At 40.7% G+C, this 15,933-nt stretch carries 12 protein-coding genes; 7 read left to right on the forward strand and 5 right to left on the reverse strand.

Annotation, left to right across the window (positions count from 1 at the left end; translation table 11 throughout):
• The first annotated feature begins 30 nt into the window (after positions 1-30).
• From CDC33_RS07440 to CDC33_RS07455, 4 genes are all read left to right on the forward strand, one after another.
• The gene (locus tag CDC33_RS07440; protein WP_109007944.1) at positions 31-600 is read left to right on the forward strand and encodes a peptidylprolyl isomerase; all 570 of its coding nucleotides are present in this window, start codon (positions 31-33) and stop codon (positions 598-600) included.
• A gap of 474 nt (positions 601-1,074) precedes the next feature.
• Positions 1,075-2,601 carry a ferredoxin:protochlorophyllide reductase (ATP-dependent) subunit B gene (bchB, locus tag CDC33_RS07445; protein WP_109007945.1) on the forward strand — a complete coding sequence of 509 codons (1,527 nt, stop codon included), beginning with the start codon at positions 1,075-1,077 and terminating at the stop codon, positions 2,599-2,601.
• A 575-nt stretch (positions 2,602-3,176) separates the two neighbouring features.
• Positions 3,177-3,470 (forward strand): type II toxin-antitoxin system Phd/YefM family antitoxin, encoded by a 294-nt coding sequence (locus CDC33_RS07450; RefSeq protein WP_109007946.1) that lies wholly within the window; start codon positions 3,177-3,179, stop codon positions 3,468-3,470.
• Positions 3,448-3,750: a Txe/YoeB family addiction module toxin gene (locus CDC33_RS07455; RefSeq protein WP_109012486.1), complete on the forward strand. Its 303-nt coding sequence runs from the start codon at positions 3,448-3,450 to the stop codon at positions 3,748-3,750. Before CDC33_RS07450 ends, CDC33_RS07455 begins: the two co-directional genes overlap by 23 nt.
• Before the next feature lie 116 nt (positions 3,751-3,866).
• Here CDC33_RS07455 and CDC33_RS07460 read toward each other — a convergent pair whose 3' ends face one another.
• The gene (locus CDC33_RS07460; RefSeq protein ID WP_244919163.1) at positions 3,867-5,081 is read right to left on the reverse strand and encodes a tetratricopeptide repeat protein; all 1,215 of its coding nucleotides are present in this window, start codon (positions 5,079-5,081) and stop codon (positions 3,867-3,869) included.
• Positions 5,082-6,355: 1,274 nt separating this feature from the next.
• Here CDC33_RS07460 and CDC33_RS07465 point away from each other — a divergent pair.
• Complete coding sequence (locus CDC33_RS07465; protein WP_109007948.1) at positions 6,356-9,505, forward strand: plasmid replication protein, CyRepA1 family; 3,150 nt, start codon at positions 6,356-6,358, stop codon at positions 9,503-9,505.
• Between the two features lie 48 nt (positions 9,506-9,553).
• Here the strand turns inward: CDC33_RS07465 and CDC33_RS07470 are convergent, their stop codons facing one another.
• A complete protein-coding gene (locus CDC33_RS07470; RefSeq protein WP_109007949.1) occupies positions 9,554-9,838 on the reverse strand; it encodes a DUF2470 domain-containing protein in 285 nt (94 codons plus the stop codon).
• Between the two features lie 239 nt (positions 9,839-10,077).
• On the opposite strand from CDC33_RS07470, the gene CDC33_RS07475 reads away from it, so the two are divergent.
• The gene (locus CDC33_RS07475) at positions 10,078-10,833 is read left to right on the forward strand and encodes a metallophosphoesterase family protein (protein ID WP_109007950.1); all 756 of its coding nucleotides are present in this window, start codon (positions 10,078-10,080) and stop codon (positions 10,831-10,833) included.
• A 68-nt stretch (positions 10,834-10,901) separates the two neighbouring features.
• Here CDC33_RS07475 and CDC33_RS07480 read toward each other — a convergent pair whose 3' ends face one another.
• On the reverse strand, positions 10,902-11,762 hold the full coding sequence (locus tag CDC33_RS07480; RefSeq protein ID WP_109007951.1) for a M48 family metallopeptidase: 861 nt from the start codon (positions 11,760-11,762) through the stop codon (positions 10,902-10,904).
• A gap of 392 nt (positions 11,763-12,154) precedes the next feature.
• On the opposite strand from CDC33_RS07480, the gene CDC33_RS07485 reads away from it, so the two are divergent.
• Positions 12,155-12,688 (forward strand): DUF4330 domain-containing protein, encoded by a 534-nt coding sequence (locus CDC33_RS07485; protein WP_109007952.1) that lies wholly within the window; start codon positions 12,155-12,157, stop codon positions 12,686-12,688.
• A gap of 275 nt (positions 12,689-12,963) precedes the next feature.
• Here CDC33_RS07485 and psbA read toward each other — a convergent pair whose 3' ends face one another.
• Both psbA and CDC33_RS07495 read right to left on the reverse strand, forming a co-directional pair.
• Positions 12,964-14,046, reverse strand: coding sequence for a photosystem II q(b) protein (psbA, locus tag CDC33_RS07490; protein ID WP_100898464.1), 1,083 nt, complete (start codon positions 14,044-14,046; stop codon positions 12,964-12,966).
• Between the two features lie 351 nt (positions 14,047-14,397).
• Entirely contained in the window at positions 14,398-15,897 is a 1,500-nt protein-coding gene (locus CDC33_RS07495; protein ID WP_109007953.1) for an MBOAT family O-acyltransferase, read from the reverse strand.
• Positions 15,898-15,933 lie beyond the last annotated feature (36 nt).

The following is a 15,933-nucleotide window of genomic DNA, read 5'->3' on the forward strand; positions in this document are numbered from 1 at the left end:
TACTGGCAGTTTTCATTCATAGGATAGCTCATGAATTTTCCAGAAATTAATATTCCCGGTGATGGCACACTGCACGCTCGTTTAATTACTTCCTTGGGCCAAATTATAGTTCGTTTGGAGGAAGACAAAACCCCCAACACCGTCAAAAATTTTGTAGGTTTAGCAACCGGTACAATCGACTGGAAAGACCCTAAGACAGGTCAATCTCAGAAAGGGACTCCTGCCTATGATGGAGTTCGCTTTCACCGAGTCATCCCTGATTTTATGATTCAGTGTGGCGATCCCCTGGCTCGTTATCCAGATATGGCCAACCGTTGGGGTACTGGTGGGCCAGGATATCAATTTGAAGATGAGTTTCATCCTGAATTGAAACACTCTAGTGCGGGTATCCTCTCAATGGCAAATGCAGGACGCGGTACTAATGGTTCGCAGTGGTTTATTACAGAAGGGCCAACGCCTCATCTTGACCGCAAACACAGTGTTTTTGGTAAAGTTGTCGAAGGTATGGATATAGTCAACCGCATCGCCAATGTGCCTACGACTAGAGATCGTCCAAACCAAGACGTAGTGTTAGAAAAAGTAGAAATTTTTCGGCAGTAATTAATACCTCTCTAGGTTAATTTCTATTCCCTCGAATGAAGAAATAGCCCTAGCGTTATTCCTCATTTTTTCCTTGTTTAAGGAAGGTTAGTAGGAATATTAATACAACCTGATTCTTTACAAACATCCTTTAAGAGGATGTTTGTAATTTTGGAGAAGTTGTACATAAATTTTCTAAATTTATTGGTGATGGTTAACACACCGCCCCACATTGAAAACAAATTTGCCGAAAAATTAAGATTTATTTTAAAAAAGCAACAGTAATATTGTTAAATTCAGAAGCTACATTCCAATCAGGAACAAGGTTTGAGCGATGTCTACGCCTATACAGCGCAGCTAAAATCCTTACAAGTCTTCACTTCAAGAGGGATACAACTTTTGAGACAATCAGAAACGATTTAATAATAATCAAGCACTTATAGTCCACTCTTATCGGACTCCGTGTTATTTCTATTGAAAAGGGAGAACACAAACATGAAATTGGCTTACTGGATGTATGCAGGCCCAGCCCACATCGGCACTCTGCGAATCGCTAGCTCTTTTAAAAATGTCCATGCGATCATGCACGCCCCCATTGGCGACGACTACTTTAACGTCATGCGCTCCATGCTATCGCGGGAAAGGGATTTTACTCCGGTAACAACTAGTGTCGTCGATCGCAACGTTTTGGCACGCGGCTCCCAAGAGAAGGTAGTAGATAACATCACTCGCAAGGATGCTGAGGAACACCCAGATTTGATTGTGTTAACTCCCACCTGCACCTCCAGCATTTTGCAAGAGGATTTACACAACTTTGTCGAACGGGCGCAGTTGGAAGCGAAAGGAGACGTAATGCTGGCGGATGTGAACCACTACCGCTACAACGAATTGCAAGCCGCCGATCGCACTTTGGATCAAATCGTCCAATACTACATTGAGAAAGCCCGGAGGCGGGGTGAATTGGCTGAGGGTAAAACTGCGAAACCCTCGGTGAACATTATCGGTACTACTACCCTTGGTTTCCACAACAATCACGACTGCACAGAACTGAAACGGTTGATGGCTGACTTGGGAATTGAGGTAAATACCTTAATTCCCGAAGGTGCTTCGGTGAATGACTTGAAGAAGATGTCCCAAGCCTGGTTTAACCTGGTGCCTTACCGTGAACTCGGTTTGACCACAGCGCGTTACCTGGAAGAACAATTCGGCACACCTTATATAGACATTACTCCAATGGGTGTAGTGGAAACTGCCCGTTGTATTCGTAAGATTCAGCAGGTAATTAACGCTCAAGGTGCAGAAGTTGACTATGAAGACTTCATCAATGAGCAAACCCTGCATGTATCTCAGGCTGCTTGGTTCTCCCGTTCAATTGACTGTCAAAACTTGACTGGCAAAAAAGCTGTAGTCTTTGGTGACAACACCCACGCCGCCGCCATTACCAAGATTTTGGCGCGAGAAATGGGAATTCATGTTGTTTGGGCTGGAACCTACTGTAAATATGATGCCGACTGGTTCCGCGAACAGGTTAGCGAGTATTGCGATGAAGTGCTAATTTCCGAAGATCATGGTGAAATTGGGGATGCGATCGCTCGTGTCGAACCCTCTGCCATTTTCGGTACTCAAATGGAACGCCACGTTGGTAAACGTTTGGATATTCCCTGCGGCGTAATTGCTGCACCAATCCACGTCCAAAACTTCCCCATTGGTTACAAACCATTTATGGGTTACGAAGGCACGAATCAGATTACCGATTTGATCTATAATTCTTTCACTTTGGGAATGGAAGATCACCTATTAGAAATCTTCGGTGGTCATGATACCAAAGAAGTTATTACTAGGGGAATTTCTGCTGATTCTGATTTGAATTGGACAAAAGATGGTCAAGCAGAATTGAATAAGATTCCTGGATTTGTGCGCGGTAAAGTGAAGCGTAATACTGAGAAATTTGCCCGCGATCGCGGTTTCAAAGAAATAAACGCTGAGGTATTGTACGCTGCCAAGGAAGCCGTCGGAGCTTAATGATAATTTAGTTATCAGTTATAAAACTGATAGCTATAATTCTATAGAAGAGTGTTTCTTTGAGAAAACACTCTTCTGCTTATTATGAAATAAATTTTTTTTGCACAAACTAATTTATTAAAAATAGTGTATTTATGAACAACAATCAATTATCCAGCAGATTGAACGAAAATAGACTGTATACCAGATTAGTTACTACACTCAAGATACTTCAGTATGTCGTCTTTTTTATTATAGTCTTTTTTTTTATTGTAATATTTGGTGTAGCTTTAAGTTCTCCTGTAACTAATATACTTAGTCTCTTACCTTTAATTTATGTGATTATTTACTGTATTGTTATATATGTTATGACAGCAGTTTTAAGAGCAATTATTGACCTTTTAAGCCGCATAGAACGGAATACAAGGTCTGAATAATAACTGAGGACTAATCAGTTTATCTACTTATTTGGTTAGATTTAGAAAATTTAAGTTAGATGAAAGGGCATCCTGTACTGATTTTAGCTAAGACACGAGCCTCCAATCACTCAAGCTATTATGTTCTGTAAAGCCTACAGCATTAGGAAATATGCCACCATGTCCAACCAGACAAACTTGACTGATGCTCGTAACAACCTAGCCGAACTCTGCGCTCAAGTAGTTGCAGATAGAGAAGTGGTAATTATCACTCGACAAGAAGGCGAAAGCGTTGCCCTAATTGCTGTTGAAGAACTAGATAGTTTACTAGAAACATCTCATTTACTTCGTTCACCTAAAAATGCAATCCGTCTGTTAACTGCTTTGGAAAGAGCAAAAGCTAGAACTTTAAAACCTCAAAGTATCAACGAACTACGTCAGGAGTTGGGTGTTGACGAAGAAAAAGAAGGATGAAACCCAACCCCAAGAAAATAAAGTTCGAGATGCTGTATTTCATCCAGAATTTCGGGAAGACCTCGCCTATTGGGTAGAGACAAACCGCAAAACAGCGCTTCGCGCTTTTAACTTGGTTGAAGCGATTATGCGAGATCCTTTTACAGGTATTGGGAAACCTGAACCATTGAAATACTTAGATTCAGATGCTTGGTCGCGGCGACTTACTCAAGAACACCGGATTGTTTATCTAGTAAGTGATGACCGAATTGATTTTCTTCAAGCTCGATATCACTACTGAAATAGCCAATACCAGTAATGTGACTTTACAGCTACTTTTAGTTATTTTCCTTACATTGCTAAAATAGCGATGCCTACGGCGAACTGTGCCTACGCACCTCTATCTATTGCAAAAACTTAGTGCGATCGCTTGTATTTTTCTAGCAATTGCGGCAAGTAATCATAACCGTCCACGCCAATAAATTTAATGATGTTAGTTCGGTACTTTACTATTAATTGCTGTACGGTTTCATCTCCTAATTTACTCTGTAAAATTGTTAATAACCCAGCCGCTTGCCGCCATTCCATCGCAGCAATTTGCTCTAATAAATACATCCCTAGACAGCTATTGTATACAGCTTTTTCATAATTATTCAGGTTGTAGTAACTTTCCGCCAGATACAAAAAGTTCAGCCCTTGCAGATATTTATCACTAGAAAACTGCACCGCCTCACTGCCTTTTTCTAGGTATTCTACAGCAGCTTGAGGTTTTTCTAAGGCGACGTGAGCAATACCAAGACTGATGTAACAAAGGGCTTGAGTTTGGCGAGCCGCCAAGCTGATACCAAATCGTGAATCACTCAATTTTTCTGACAATTCCAAACCTCGGTGCAAGTATTCTATTGCTTGTTCATAGACATCTGGTTCTATGCGTTCCATCTGCTGTGCCGCAAACACTTCGCTATAGCCTAAAGTTGCCAAGGCGTGAGCTTCTCCTAAGCGTTCGCCTGCTTGACGAGCCAAAATTAACGCCCTCTGGCTGTAGTTAATCGCCTGAGAATAATCTTTTTGAGCAACGCAAACACAGCTATTGTGGTTGAGATTGGCAATTTCACAGGGTTGATCCCCGGCTTGGCGGGCAATTTCTAAGGCTTCCTGGTGAAATGAGTTAGCCTCTGGATATTTACCTAAAATAAACTGGGAATAGCCCAACAGCGTTAGTATCCGCGCTTTTTCTTGAGTACCTTCCACTTCTTTTAGTGGTGTATCCAAATAAGCGATGGCATCTCGCAGCGCATCCCTACCGAAAAAGGCAAAAACTCCGCCGTAAAGGGGAAAGTATTCGCGATGGGCAAAAGTTCTGAGAATTTGTAAGACGATCTGAAAACAGGCTTTCGCTAATTCTTCGCCTTTGCTGCGATCGATACTGGTAGCGATACGGAAACCATTAGATAACTCGCACCAAACTGCAGCGAAACTGAGAAAAGTGGCAATGGACGCAGATGTACCCCATTTGGAATCATAAGGTTGTCTTTCAAACCAAGTCACCAAACTTTGCTGTATTCTTTGGAGAATTACTGTCAACTCCACCCAGTCTTTTTCAGATTGGGTGGAATGTGAGCGATCGCTCAAACAGCGTTCAAAGATTTCACCATTACCACTGCTTACATTTTCTACTAATTGGCGATATATAAACTCTTTGGAACTGATTTTACCTTTAAGGGCGGTAGTAATAATTTCCTCGATTAACTTTTGATAGCTCTTTTTTTTACTAAGGAAGTTACATACATATAGAAAATAAACGTTGTCAACGGTAGTTTCCAGAAGATGTTCTTAATTCTTAACATTATTTGTGCATTTAGGAATCTTGACCGAATCAGTTATCAGTTATCAGTTATCAAATAAATGTGTTGTTCGGTACAAGCCCCCGATTTTAATCGTGGAGATAGAATAAAAATTTTATGTCGAGACGCATAGCGCGAGACATAAAGGCCTCCAAATCCTTATCCCCTCAATTTATTGATGGGGATTTAACTGATAACTGATAACTGTTCACTGTTAACTGTTAAAAAGCCAGATGTTAATACCGTTTCTCAAAATATTTGTATCAGGTATTTCGTAAAATGGTTATAACTTATAGCGATCGCATAATCAAACAGCATTGAGATCGATAGCCAATGACCGCAGAAGTTGGCATAGATCCCATTAGTGCGTCACCGATAGCATTAGCGAGTCATCTCCCAAGGGGAGACCATGCCGCGCAACGAGCGTCACAGCCCCTTAACCCTCTTTTGTCACTCTGGGAAAATAAAAACCAAAGCCAAATTTTGAACTGTAGATAGAGTGGGCATTTGAGCGTTTATTTTCTAACACAATGGTTGAAATCATGGTTTTTGGTAAAAGTCTTATGCTGTAAGCATTCCAGATTATTCTCTCCCGAAAGTGATAAAAGAGGGTTAAAGTAGACATCACCTCTTGGGTTTGGAACGTAGAGCCAATAAAATGTAAACTTTAAGATACTTGCACCGAGTTTCTAGTATAGTGTGGCGGAAGTTCCCTACCTTAAGGGCTTAAGCTCCTTGCTGGTTTGAGATGGTAGCTAGATTTACGCCAAGGTGTACGAAGATACTACCCTATAGCGATCGCAACTACAACCCCTCTAGCGATCGCATTCCTTAACACAGAAATTTACTGATAAATAAAAATTAATAGCGAACAAATATCACAATACAAAATTATTACTTCGGGGATCTAATAGGCAGAATAACTTACTAAAGTCCAAACCGATGTGTCTCCCATAACGAAGTAAAAAAAGCATCACAAAAGCCTCGCAATCTCTCTTAGAGAAAAAAAGCAGATGCATGTTAATGTTTTAATCTCATTGACTTCCCTTCGTTCCTTTCCCTATGCATCTGCACTATTATTTACACCCCCAACACCTTGAAGAATTAGTCAAGAGTAGTGGTATAGACTTACACCTAGTGCAACTCAATTTTAAGTCACTCCAAGGCGTAACAGCTTTTGAGTACCTATTGATTTCTGAGCTACTCCCTCGCACCAATACCGGAATGGTGAAAAGTTCATGGTTGCAGCGTTATACTCATATTACTGAAGGTGGTTGGTGGTGTTCTGGGCTAGACCCTTTGAATAATTGGCAAATGATGGAATGGGGATGCTTTAAGCCAAACCAACCCCGACAGAATCACAATGGTAAGTCCATCAAATACGAGCATCCCCCCAGCACGCCAACGCGGGTGTTTTGTTTGCGGGTAACGCTGCAAGTGTGGCAGCAAGTTGCTGGACGTTACAATCTGGTCATGCCTGACAATATCACCATTACTGCTGATGGTGAAGCTGAAGGCTTTTGGCAATGGGTGATGCAACATAATATTCCCCTGATTCTATGTGAGGGTGTGAAAAAAGCAGCCACACTTTTAACGCAAGGATATGTAGCTATTGCCATTCCTGGAATTACCAGTGGTTATCGGGTTGTTAAAGATGAATTTGGCAAAGTTACCCGTCGTCAGTTAATTCCTGATTTAGCAGCGTTTGCAATTACAAAACGTAGTTTTTATATTTGCTTTGATTTTGAAACTCAACCTAAAACAATTGCTGCTGTAAATAACGCCATTTCTCAACTTGGTTGTTTATTCCAGCAAAAAAATTGCACTGTTAAAGTCATCGAACTCCCAGGAATAGAAAAAGGAGTTGATGAATTTATCGTTGCCAAAGGTGCAACTAGTTTTGATAAAGTTTATCGCCAAAGTGTTGATTTAGAAATTTATTTAGCTCAAAGCAAACCCCACACCGAGTTAAGCATTCCTGTGGCTCTCACATTGAATCGCCCTTATATAAGTGAAATACCTTTCCCCACTTCTGGATTAGTAGGAGTCAAATCAGCAAAAGGAACAGGTAAAACTACAGCACTACAAGCTGTTGTTCAGCAAGCAAAAGTTAGAAATCAACCTGTTTTATTAATTACTCATAGAATCCTACTAGGAAGATTTTTGTGTGAGAAAATTGGTATTCAATGGGGAACACATAAAGAAGATGGGGATAAAAGGATTGATAAAACACTTACCCCTGCTCCTCCCATCCTCCGTTCACTCTTTCCACAGCAATCCCTTGGACTATGTGTTGATTCTATTTGGAAACTTAATCCTGAAAATTGGCGGGGAGCAATAGTAATTCTGGATGAAGTAGAGCAGTCTTTGTGGCATCTATTAAACAGTAATACTTGTAAGCACAAGCGTGTAAAAATATTAAAATTATTCCAGCAACTAATTTCCACAGTGTTAACAACTGGGGGATTAGTAATTGCCCAAGATGCTGATTTATCAGATGTTTCACTTGAATATTTACAGGGATTAGCAGGAATTAAATTAACGCCTTGGGTAGTTCTCAATCAATGGAAGCCTCAGCATGGTTGGGATGTAACTTTTTATGATTCGCCGAACCCAACACCGCTAATTCACCAACTGGAATTGGATTTACTTGCTGGACGTAAATGTTATGTGACTACCGATAGCCGCGCTGGGCGTTACAGTTGCGAAACAATTGAACGTTATCTCAAAGAACGCTTACAAAAATTACGAAGGCAATTTCCCAAAACTTTAGTAGTTAGTAGCCACACTACAAATACACCTGGCCACGAAGCGGTTGATTTTATCGCAGCAATCAATCAAAAAATCTCTGCTTATGACGGCGTTTTTGTTACCCCTAGTCTTGGTACAGGAATTAGTATTGATGTCCAACATTTCGACCGAGTTTATGGCATTTTTCAAGGGGTAATTCCTGATTCGGAAGCAAGACAAGCATTAGCAAGAGTGCGGGATGATGTGCCGCGTGTTGTCTGGTGCGCTAAACGAGGTATTGGCTTAATTGGTAGTGGTAGTACAAATTATCGCTTGCTATCTGATTGGTATCAAGAAAACCAGAAAGAAAACTTAGCTTTGCTTAGTCCACTGCATAAAATAGATGTGGATTTACCTTTAGTTCATGACCCGATTCATTTGCGAACTTGGGCCAAGTTATCTGCACGGGTAAATGCTTCTATTCGCCTCTACCGTCAATCGCTGCAAGATGGTTTGATTGCTGATGGGCATCAAATTCAGATGCGGAGTAATGCTGTTCACAATAATATTATTCGAGATTTACGCCTTGCGTTTTTGGCAACTGACGCTGATGATTTATCTACTCGCAGAAGATTAATTTTAGAAATTGTCAAAGTTCAAAAAGATTGGGCGCAAAGCCGTCAAAAAGCTAAAGAAATTAAACGCAAAATTAAAGATATTAAGCAGCAAAATCAATTATCGATAGCAACTGCTGTAGCTAATGCTAAAGATATCGATTACGTAGAATATGAGCAGCTATTAGTGAAGCATTCTCTGACTGATGGAGAACGTAACCAAATCAACAAGTATGTTCTCAGGCAAAGGTATGGTGTAGAAGTTACTCCTTGGCTGAAATTGCAGGATGACCACGCATATTATCGTCAATTGTTAATTCATTATTATCTAACTCACGAAAGCGAGTATTTTCACGTTAGAGACCAGCAAGAATGGCATCAGCAATTGTCTTGGGGTGAAGGGAAAGTTTTTCTGCCAGATTTAAAAACTTATACGCTCAAAGTTGAGGCGATGAGAGCTTTGGGAATGCTTCAGTTTCTCGAATCAGAAAGAGAATTTACTGAGAGTAATCCAGATTTAATATTGCTGAAAAATATTGTTTTTCAGCACAGTAAGCATATTAAAAGAGCGCTTGGGATTAACTTAGTCGGGGAGAAAGAGCAGGTTTCGGGAATAAAAATACTCAGCCGACTGTTAAATTTGCTGGGCTTGAAACTAAAGCGGGTAAATGAGGTTTATCAAATCGACCTAGAAACATTCTATGATGGCAGAGAGAAAATATTTGCAGTTTGGCATCAACGGGATGAGTTGATGTTGGCTCATGTTAAGAGTGTTGGCTACGATTTGCCTGATTATTCTTCAGATTGGAAGCTTGAAATTGTACAACCAAAGGCTTATACCGCAGCAGCCAATATCCTTGACAGCTAAGTGTGTATAAAGACAGCCAAGCATTAGTTATATCAATTAGCCCAATTTTTAATTTGCCTTCACCCGCGCCTGCTTCACCATCGCAATTAGAGTTTGATGGGCATCTTCCGCATCTGCTAAAACATGATCAAATTGAATGCGAACTGACACAGCTTTCCCATTCACTTGCGCTGTTAAATCCATACCTTGTGCATCAATTGACAGCATTTGTGCTGCATTTGCATCTGTTACACCACCAAAAGTCTTAGCATAAAGAACTATGGCATCAGCATGATCATCATTCATGTGCTTGCAGATGCGTGAACTAATATCAGCAGAAAAATCTTTAGACATTGTTGAGATAGAAGCAACAGCTTAAATTCTAAACTAACAACGCGAATGAAATTTGCTGATTTTCTTTCTTAACACTCAAGACGATGCATTTTATCCCATTGCATATTAAATTAATTTTATTTATGGGGGAATAATTAAATTAAAATAAAACTTATTCAGTATTTCTACCTTCTACTACGGAAACCAGACAGCTTAAACTGTAGCAGAAGTATTAGCCAAACTATTGAAGCTAAGAGAAAATGAGCGAAACTAGCCCCAGACGAATTGTAATTGGGGATGTACATGGTCACTATGAAGGTTTGATGACATTGTTGGAGGCGATCGCCCCCACGTCAGACGATCAAATCTATTTTCTGGGAGACTTAATTGATCGTGGGCCTCATAGTTCACAAGTAGTCAATTTTGTCAAGCGACATAACTACTCATGTTTGCTGGGAAATCATGAGCAGATGTTATTAAACATTCTGACCAATGACAGAATTTCCTCCCCGACGATGCAAGCATGGCTGTACAGTGGAGGGCAAGCTACCGTAGCCAGTTACCACGAGGCATCAATTCCTGATGACCATCTGGATTGGTTTAAGAGTTTGCCTACATATCTCGACTTGGGGGATATTTGGTTAACTCATGCTGGTGTTGACCCTTCCAAGTCTGTAACAGAACAAACTGCCGATCAACTGTGCTGGATACGAGAAGAATTTCACAGCATTGAAAAACCCTACTTCCCAGATAAGCTCATTATCATCGGTCATACCATTACCTTTACTCTGCCGGGTGTTTCTCCTGGTAAACTGGCACAAGGAGAGGGATGGCTAGACATAGATACTGGCGCTTATCATCCCCGGAGTGGCTGGTTGACTGGACTAGATGTCACAAATAACCTGGTTTATCAAGTTAATATTTTTAAAGACTATCTCCGTACCTTGCCCTTAGAAGATGTAGTGATCAGAATTGATCCAGCTAAAATCAAAGTCGATCGCCGCAATAAGAATTGAGCAATATTCAAGATGAGTGGGGAGATGAGGGAGACAAGGGGAATAAGCAATGCTCGATGCCTAATACCTCAAGACCTCACTAATGGTCGAATATTGGCTTTATAACTAGCCTTATCCAAGCCGTAATTTCCCTTACTAGGTTGAGAGTTAATTGCACGTCTGAGGCCATCAATGCGATCGCTCGTTCCAGGGTGCGTACTTAAAAATGTCGGAGCAGAACCACCCTTTTTCAGCAGCTTTTGCATAAAGCTAACCATTGCAGACTGGGCATAACCAGTCCGTGTCAAAGTTCGTAGTCCTCTTTGATCAGCCTCAAATTCATTATTACGACTGCGTGGCAAGTCTCGCGCTAACTGTACACCAATTTGCACCGCCGTATTCCGGTCTAAGCCAGCAGCTGTTAATAGACCACTTTCGAGTGCTTTTTGCTGCATCTGTTTAACTACGTGTTTACCACCAATGTGACCAATTTCATGGGCGAGTACACTTGCTAGTTCCGCTTCATTGTCTGCGGTTTTCAGCAAACCCGTATTGACATATACATAGCCGCCCAAGGTAGCAAAAGCATTAATACTGTCATCTTGAACTACTTGGAAAGTATAGGGGAGATCGGGGCGATCGCTATTAGCTGCTAAACGCCGACCAACTTGTTCCACATAGCGATTAACTTCTGGATTGCGGTAAAGCCGCACTTCACTGCCTACCAATTCTTTATTAATTTGCTTACCCAGATCAACTTCCTGACGAGGAGACATACTAGAAAGCTGAAATGCCTGAACTCCTTGGAGTAGAAGAGGCAAGAAGTCTAAAGTTCTTCCAGGTAGAGGTGTACTCAAGCACAGACTCAAGGCAACTATCACTGAAATTAAAGGATAAAACCAGCGACGCCGCCACACACGGTAATTTGTAAAAAAATTCCAGTTGAACATAATACGCTTTGAAGATTATTTTGGGAGAACATAAAATGATGGAACAAATTATGAGACGGATTTAGAGTATTCTAAGTTGCATTCTTAAATCCAGACCAAAGGAGTTGTTATACAGCTAATGTTTAGGCAAATCTACCGAATTATGGGAATTAGAGACTCCCTCTAGAGATAGGCTTAAACACTAGATATTACTTTCTGGGTGTGTCAATCTTAACGGGCAAAAGTTTAAGGGTTAGCTGCCACCATTGCGAACTTACAAACTCGTGATAAACTGTCGCATAACCGCAACGCCCAGCCGCTTTGAATTATTATCAAATAGGGAAAATTACTATTCCCATTGAAAACCTTCTTGCTACAATCAATTACTTCGCTATTACCTCGGAAAACTTTTTATGGCTATTTTAGATTCAAAAGGTCGCTTGTTCGGCAAAATCAACCTCTTAGATTTAGGTGCTGCGCTAGTAATTCTGCTAGTTATATTTGGCATCTTTATCTTTCCTGGCACTTCTGGTTCTGTTGCCCAAGTCGGTGCGAAAACAGTACCCATAGAAGTAGATTTAGTAGTTCGTGGTTTAAATGTCCGTGACCCTGAACAATTATTCAATAACGGATTAAAAAAGGGCGGTAAAACTAATGTGATTATCCGCAATCAACCCCACGGGGCGATTGAGATTAAATCCATTCAACAGCTACCTAGAACAGTAAATGTTTCCCAACCTGATGGTACTGTTAAAGAATTACCAGATCCAAAAAGTAACAATTTTAGCACAGATTTGCTTATGACTTTAGATGGCAAAGCTCAGTTAACTGATAATGGACCTGTTATCGGTAACAGTAAAGTTAAAATTGGAATGCCATTTGAGTTGGAAGGCTTTAATTACAACTTTAATGCAACTGTTATTGATATCAGATTAAAAGACAAATAGTATTAGCATTTTTGTTCAAAAAATAGGCTGATAAACCGAATTTTATGTTAACCAAAAAACTCGGTTCATCAGATTAATTAACCTGAGTTCGGGATAAGGAAAGGGACAGGTAGTAAGCTGAAAATAGCGTTAAATCCAGCAACCTGTCCTATGTTTAGTTTATATTGTCTTCCAAAAACTCTGTTTAACCCGAACTCAGATTATTTTAGATAATTACAAATAAAAAGCGCCCCCCATTTCTGGAGGGCGCTTTTTATTTAGCTAAATCTTCAGGATTAACCGTTGATAGCAGGAGCAGTCAGAGCAACAGGAGTAATTTCACCAGCAGCTAAGTCTAAGGGGAAGTTGTGAGCGTTACGCTCATGCATTACTTCCATACCCAAGTTAGCGCGGTTGATTACGTCTGCCCAGGTGCTGATAACGCGACCTTGGGAGTCAATAACTGATTGGTTGAAGTTGAAACCGTTCAGGTTGAATGCCATCGTGCTGATACCTAAAGCGGTGAACCAGATACCGACGACAGGCCAAGCTGCTAAGAAGAAGTGCAGTGAACGGCTGTTGTTGAATGAAGCGTATTGGAAGATTAGACGACCGAAGTAGCCGTGGGCTGCAACGATGTTGTAGGTTTCTTCTTCTTGACCGAATTTGTAACCGTAGTTTTGTGATTCGGTTTCGGTGGTTTCACGCACCAAGGAAGAAGTTACAAGAGATCCGTGCATTGCAGAGAACAATGAACCGCCGAATACACCAGCCACACCTAGCATGTGGAAGGGGTGCATCAAGATGTTGTGTTCTGCTTGGAACACGATCATGAAGTTGAAGGTTCCGGAGATACCCAAGGGCATACCATCAGAGAATGAACCTTGACCAATTGGGTAGATCAAGAATACTGCGGTAGCGGAAGCCAAAGGTGCGCTGTAAGCTACGCAGATCCAAGGGCGCATACCTAAGCGGTAAGAAAGTTCCCACTGACGACCAAGGTAGCAAGCGCAACCGATCAAGAAGTGGAAAACTACCAATTGGTAAGGGCCACCGTTGTACAACCACTCATCTAAGGAAGCTGCTTCCCAAATGGGGTAGAAGTGCAAGCCAATAGCGTTCGAGGAAGGAACAACTGCACCAGAGATGATGTTGTTTCCATAGATCAATGAACCTGCAACAGGTTCACGGATACCGTCGATGTCTACTGGAGGTGCTGCGATGAAAGCGATTACAAAGCAAACAGTAGCAGCTAGCAGGGTTGGGATCATCAATACACCAAACCAACCGATATAAATACGGTTGTCAGTGCTGGTGATCCACTCGCAAAAGCGATCCCATACGTTAGCGTCAGAGCGCCGTTGTAAGGTTGTGGTCATTGTTTTATAAGTGCTATGGGTTGTTAAATATGGAACAAGCAAGATTTATTTTGCCTGTTGAAATACAGTCTACATGAATTTACTTTGACGTGATCTTGCACTTAATATTCTGTAACAAAAATACTTTAACAAGCTCATAGAACTGTAAAGTTTTCCTACTATCAACAATAGCCATAAAGGTAATGTATTAAAGCTTTGTAAGGCGTTTCAACACCAAACTAGCTATAACTTTTAATGCCGCGATCGCCTAGTTAATTCTCTTTACATTCCTTTACAAAAAGCCTGTTGCAAAAATTTTGAGTTTTGTTGATTTGTAAAGAAATAATAAGTTGTAAGTTGTCTTATGTTTTATTAAAAATCAAAGTAGATGTAGGGCAAACTGCCTTCAGGAGCTAATAACCAAACAGCGTAGAAACAGATGGGAACGAAGACAAGCTTAAGAGGCCAGTTAAACTCTAACTTCAGTATTCGGTTGAAGGTATAGACTACAGCCATAAGAGCAGCTAAAGCTATAAGTATCCAAGCGAGTTGAGATTGGCTCATATTTAAGGCATCCACATAGACTTTTTCAGCAAACTGGGCGTCAGCCGGATAACCCCAAAGATGCCGAATTACCAAAGAAGAGTCTTCGAGGTTAGGTAGACGGAACCAAATCCAAGAGGTAAAAACCATCAGTTGGGTTAATAACCAAGCGACAAAGATACCCAGAGGATTTTGCCAGAATTGTTCTAGATTTTCAAAGCGATCGCTCATAGTATCTGTAAGTCGATGAACCACCAAGGCTAAACCGTGTAATATGCCCCAAACTACATAACCCAAAGCAGCACCGTGCCAGATACCAGCGATTAGCATCACAATAAATAAATTCCAGCAGGTACGGACTAAACCCCGACGGGAACCACCTAAAGGAAAGTAGACATAGTTACGTAGCCAATCTCCTAGAGTGATATGCCAGCGCCGCCAAAATTCGGAAATATTGGTGCTGAAGTAAGGAAAATCAAAATTCTCAGGTAGAACCAAGCCAAAAAGCATAGCACTACCACGGGCGATGTCTACATAACCGTTGAAATCTAGATATAACTGCAAACCGTAGGCAAATGTAGCTAACCACAAATCGGTACTACCCGCCCGTTGTAGATTACCAAAACATAAATCGACAAAAATACCAAGGTGGTCTGCAAAAATACCTTTTTTGACTGCGCCTCTAGCAATCAACCACAGCGCCTCAGCAACTCTATCGCTATTGGGTAAGTTTAGTGTATTGAATTGATTTGCTAAGTTGTGATAGCGCGTAATCGGCCCTGAAATTAGTTTTACGAAGAATAATTTGTAGGTAGCAAATTTGATAAACTGCTCAGTAGCAGGCGCACCACGATAAACGTCTATTAAATAAGCAATGCATTCAAAGGTAAAAAATGAAATTCCCAAGGGTGCAATTAATTTAAAAGAGCTATCGGGTGAGTTTGTTTGTATATTAAAAACAAACTTGAATAAAGGAGTAAAATACTTATAACCTAATAACAGTAAAACATTTAGAACTATCCCCAGCCACAACACTTTTAAACGACGGCGATTCCAGTCACCTTGGGCAAATTGCCACTCTTCATTAGAAATTTGCCAGTCAAGAGAATGTTTTCCGGGTGAGGTATTTTTTCCAATCTCTAGCCCCACACGGAAATTAATATAAGTCAATGCTAATAGTAATGGTATGTACTGAATCTGCAAAGATCCGTAGAAAACCAAGCTAGCAATTAGTAGCGTCCATAATCGCAATTTCTGTTGTGCTAAAGACCAATAAATTCCTAGCACACTCAATAAGAACAATCCATAAAAAATTGATATAAAATTCATTTTTTAGTTATTTGTCATTTGTCATTGGGCATAGGG

The organism is Nostoc commune NIES-4072, assembly GCF_003113895.1.
GTDB classification, from domain to species: domain Bacteria; phylum Cyanobacteriota; class Cyanobacteriia; order Cyanobacteriales; family Nostocaceae; genus Nostoc; species Nostoc commune.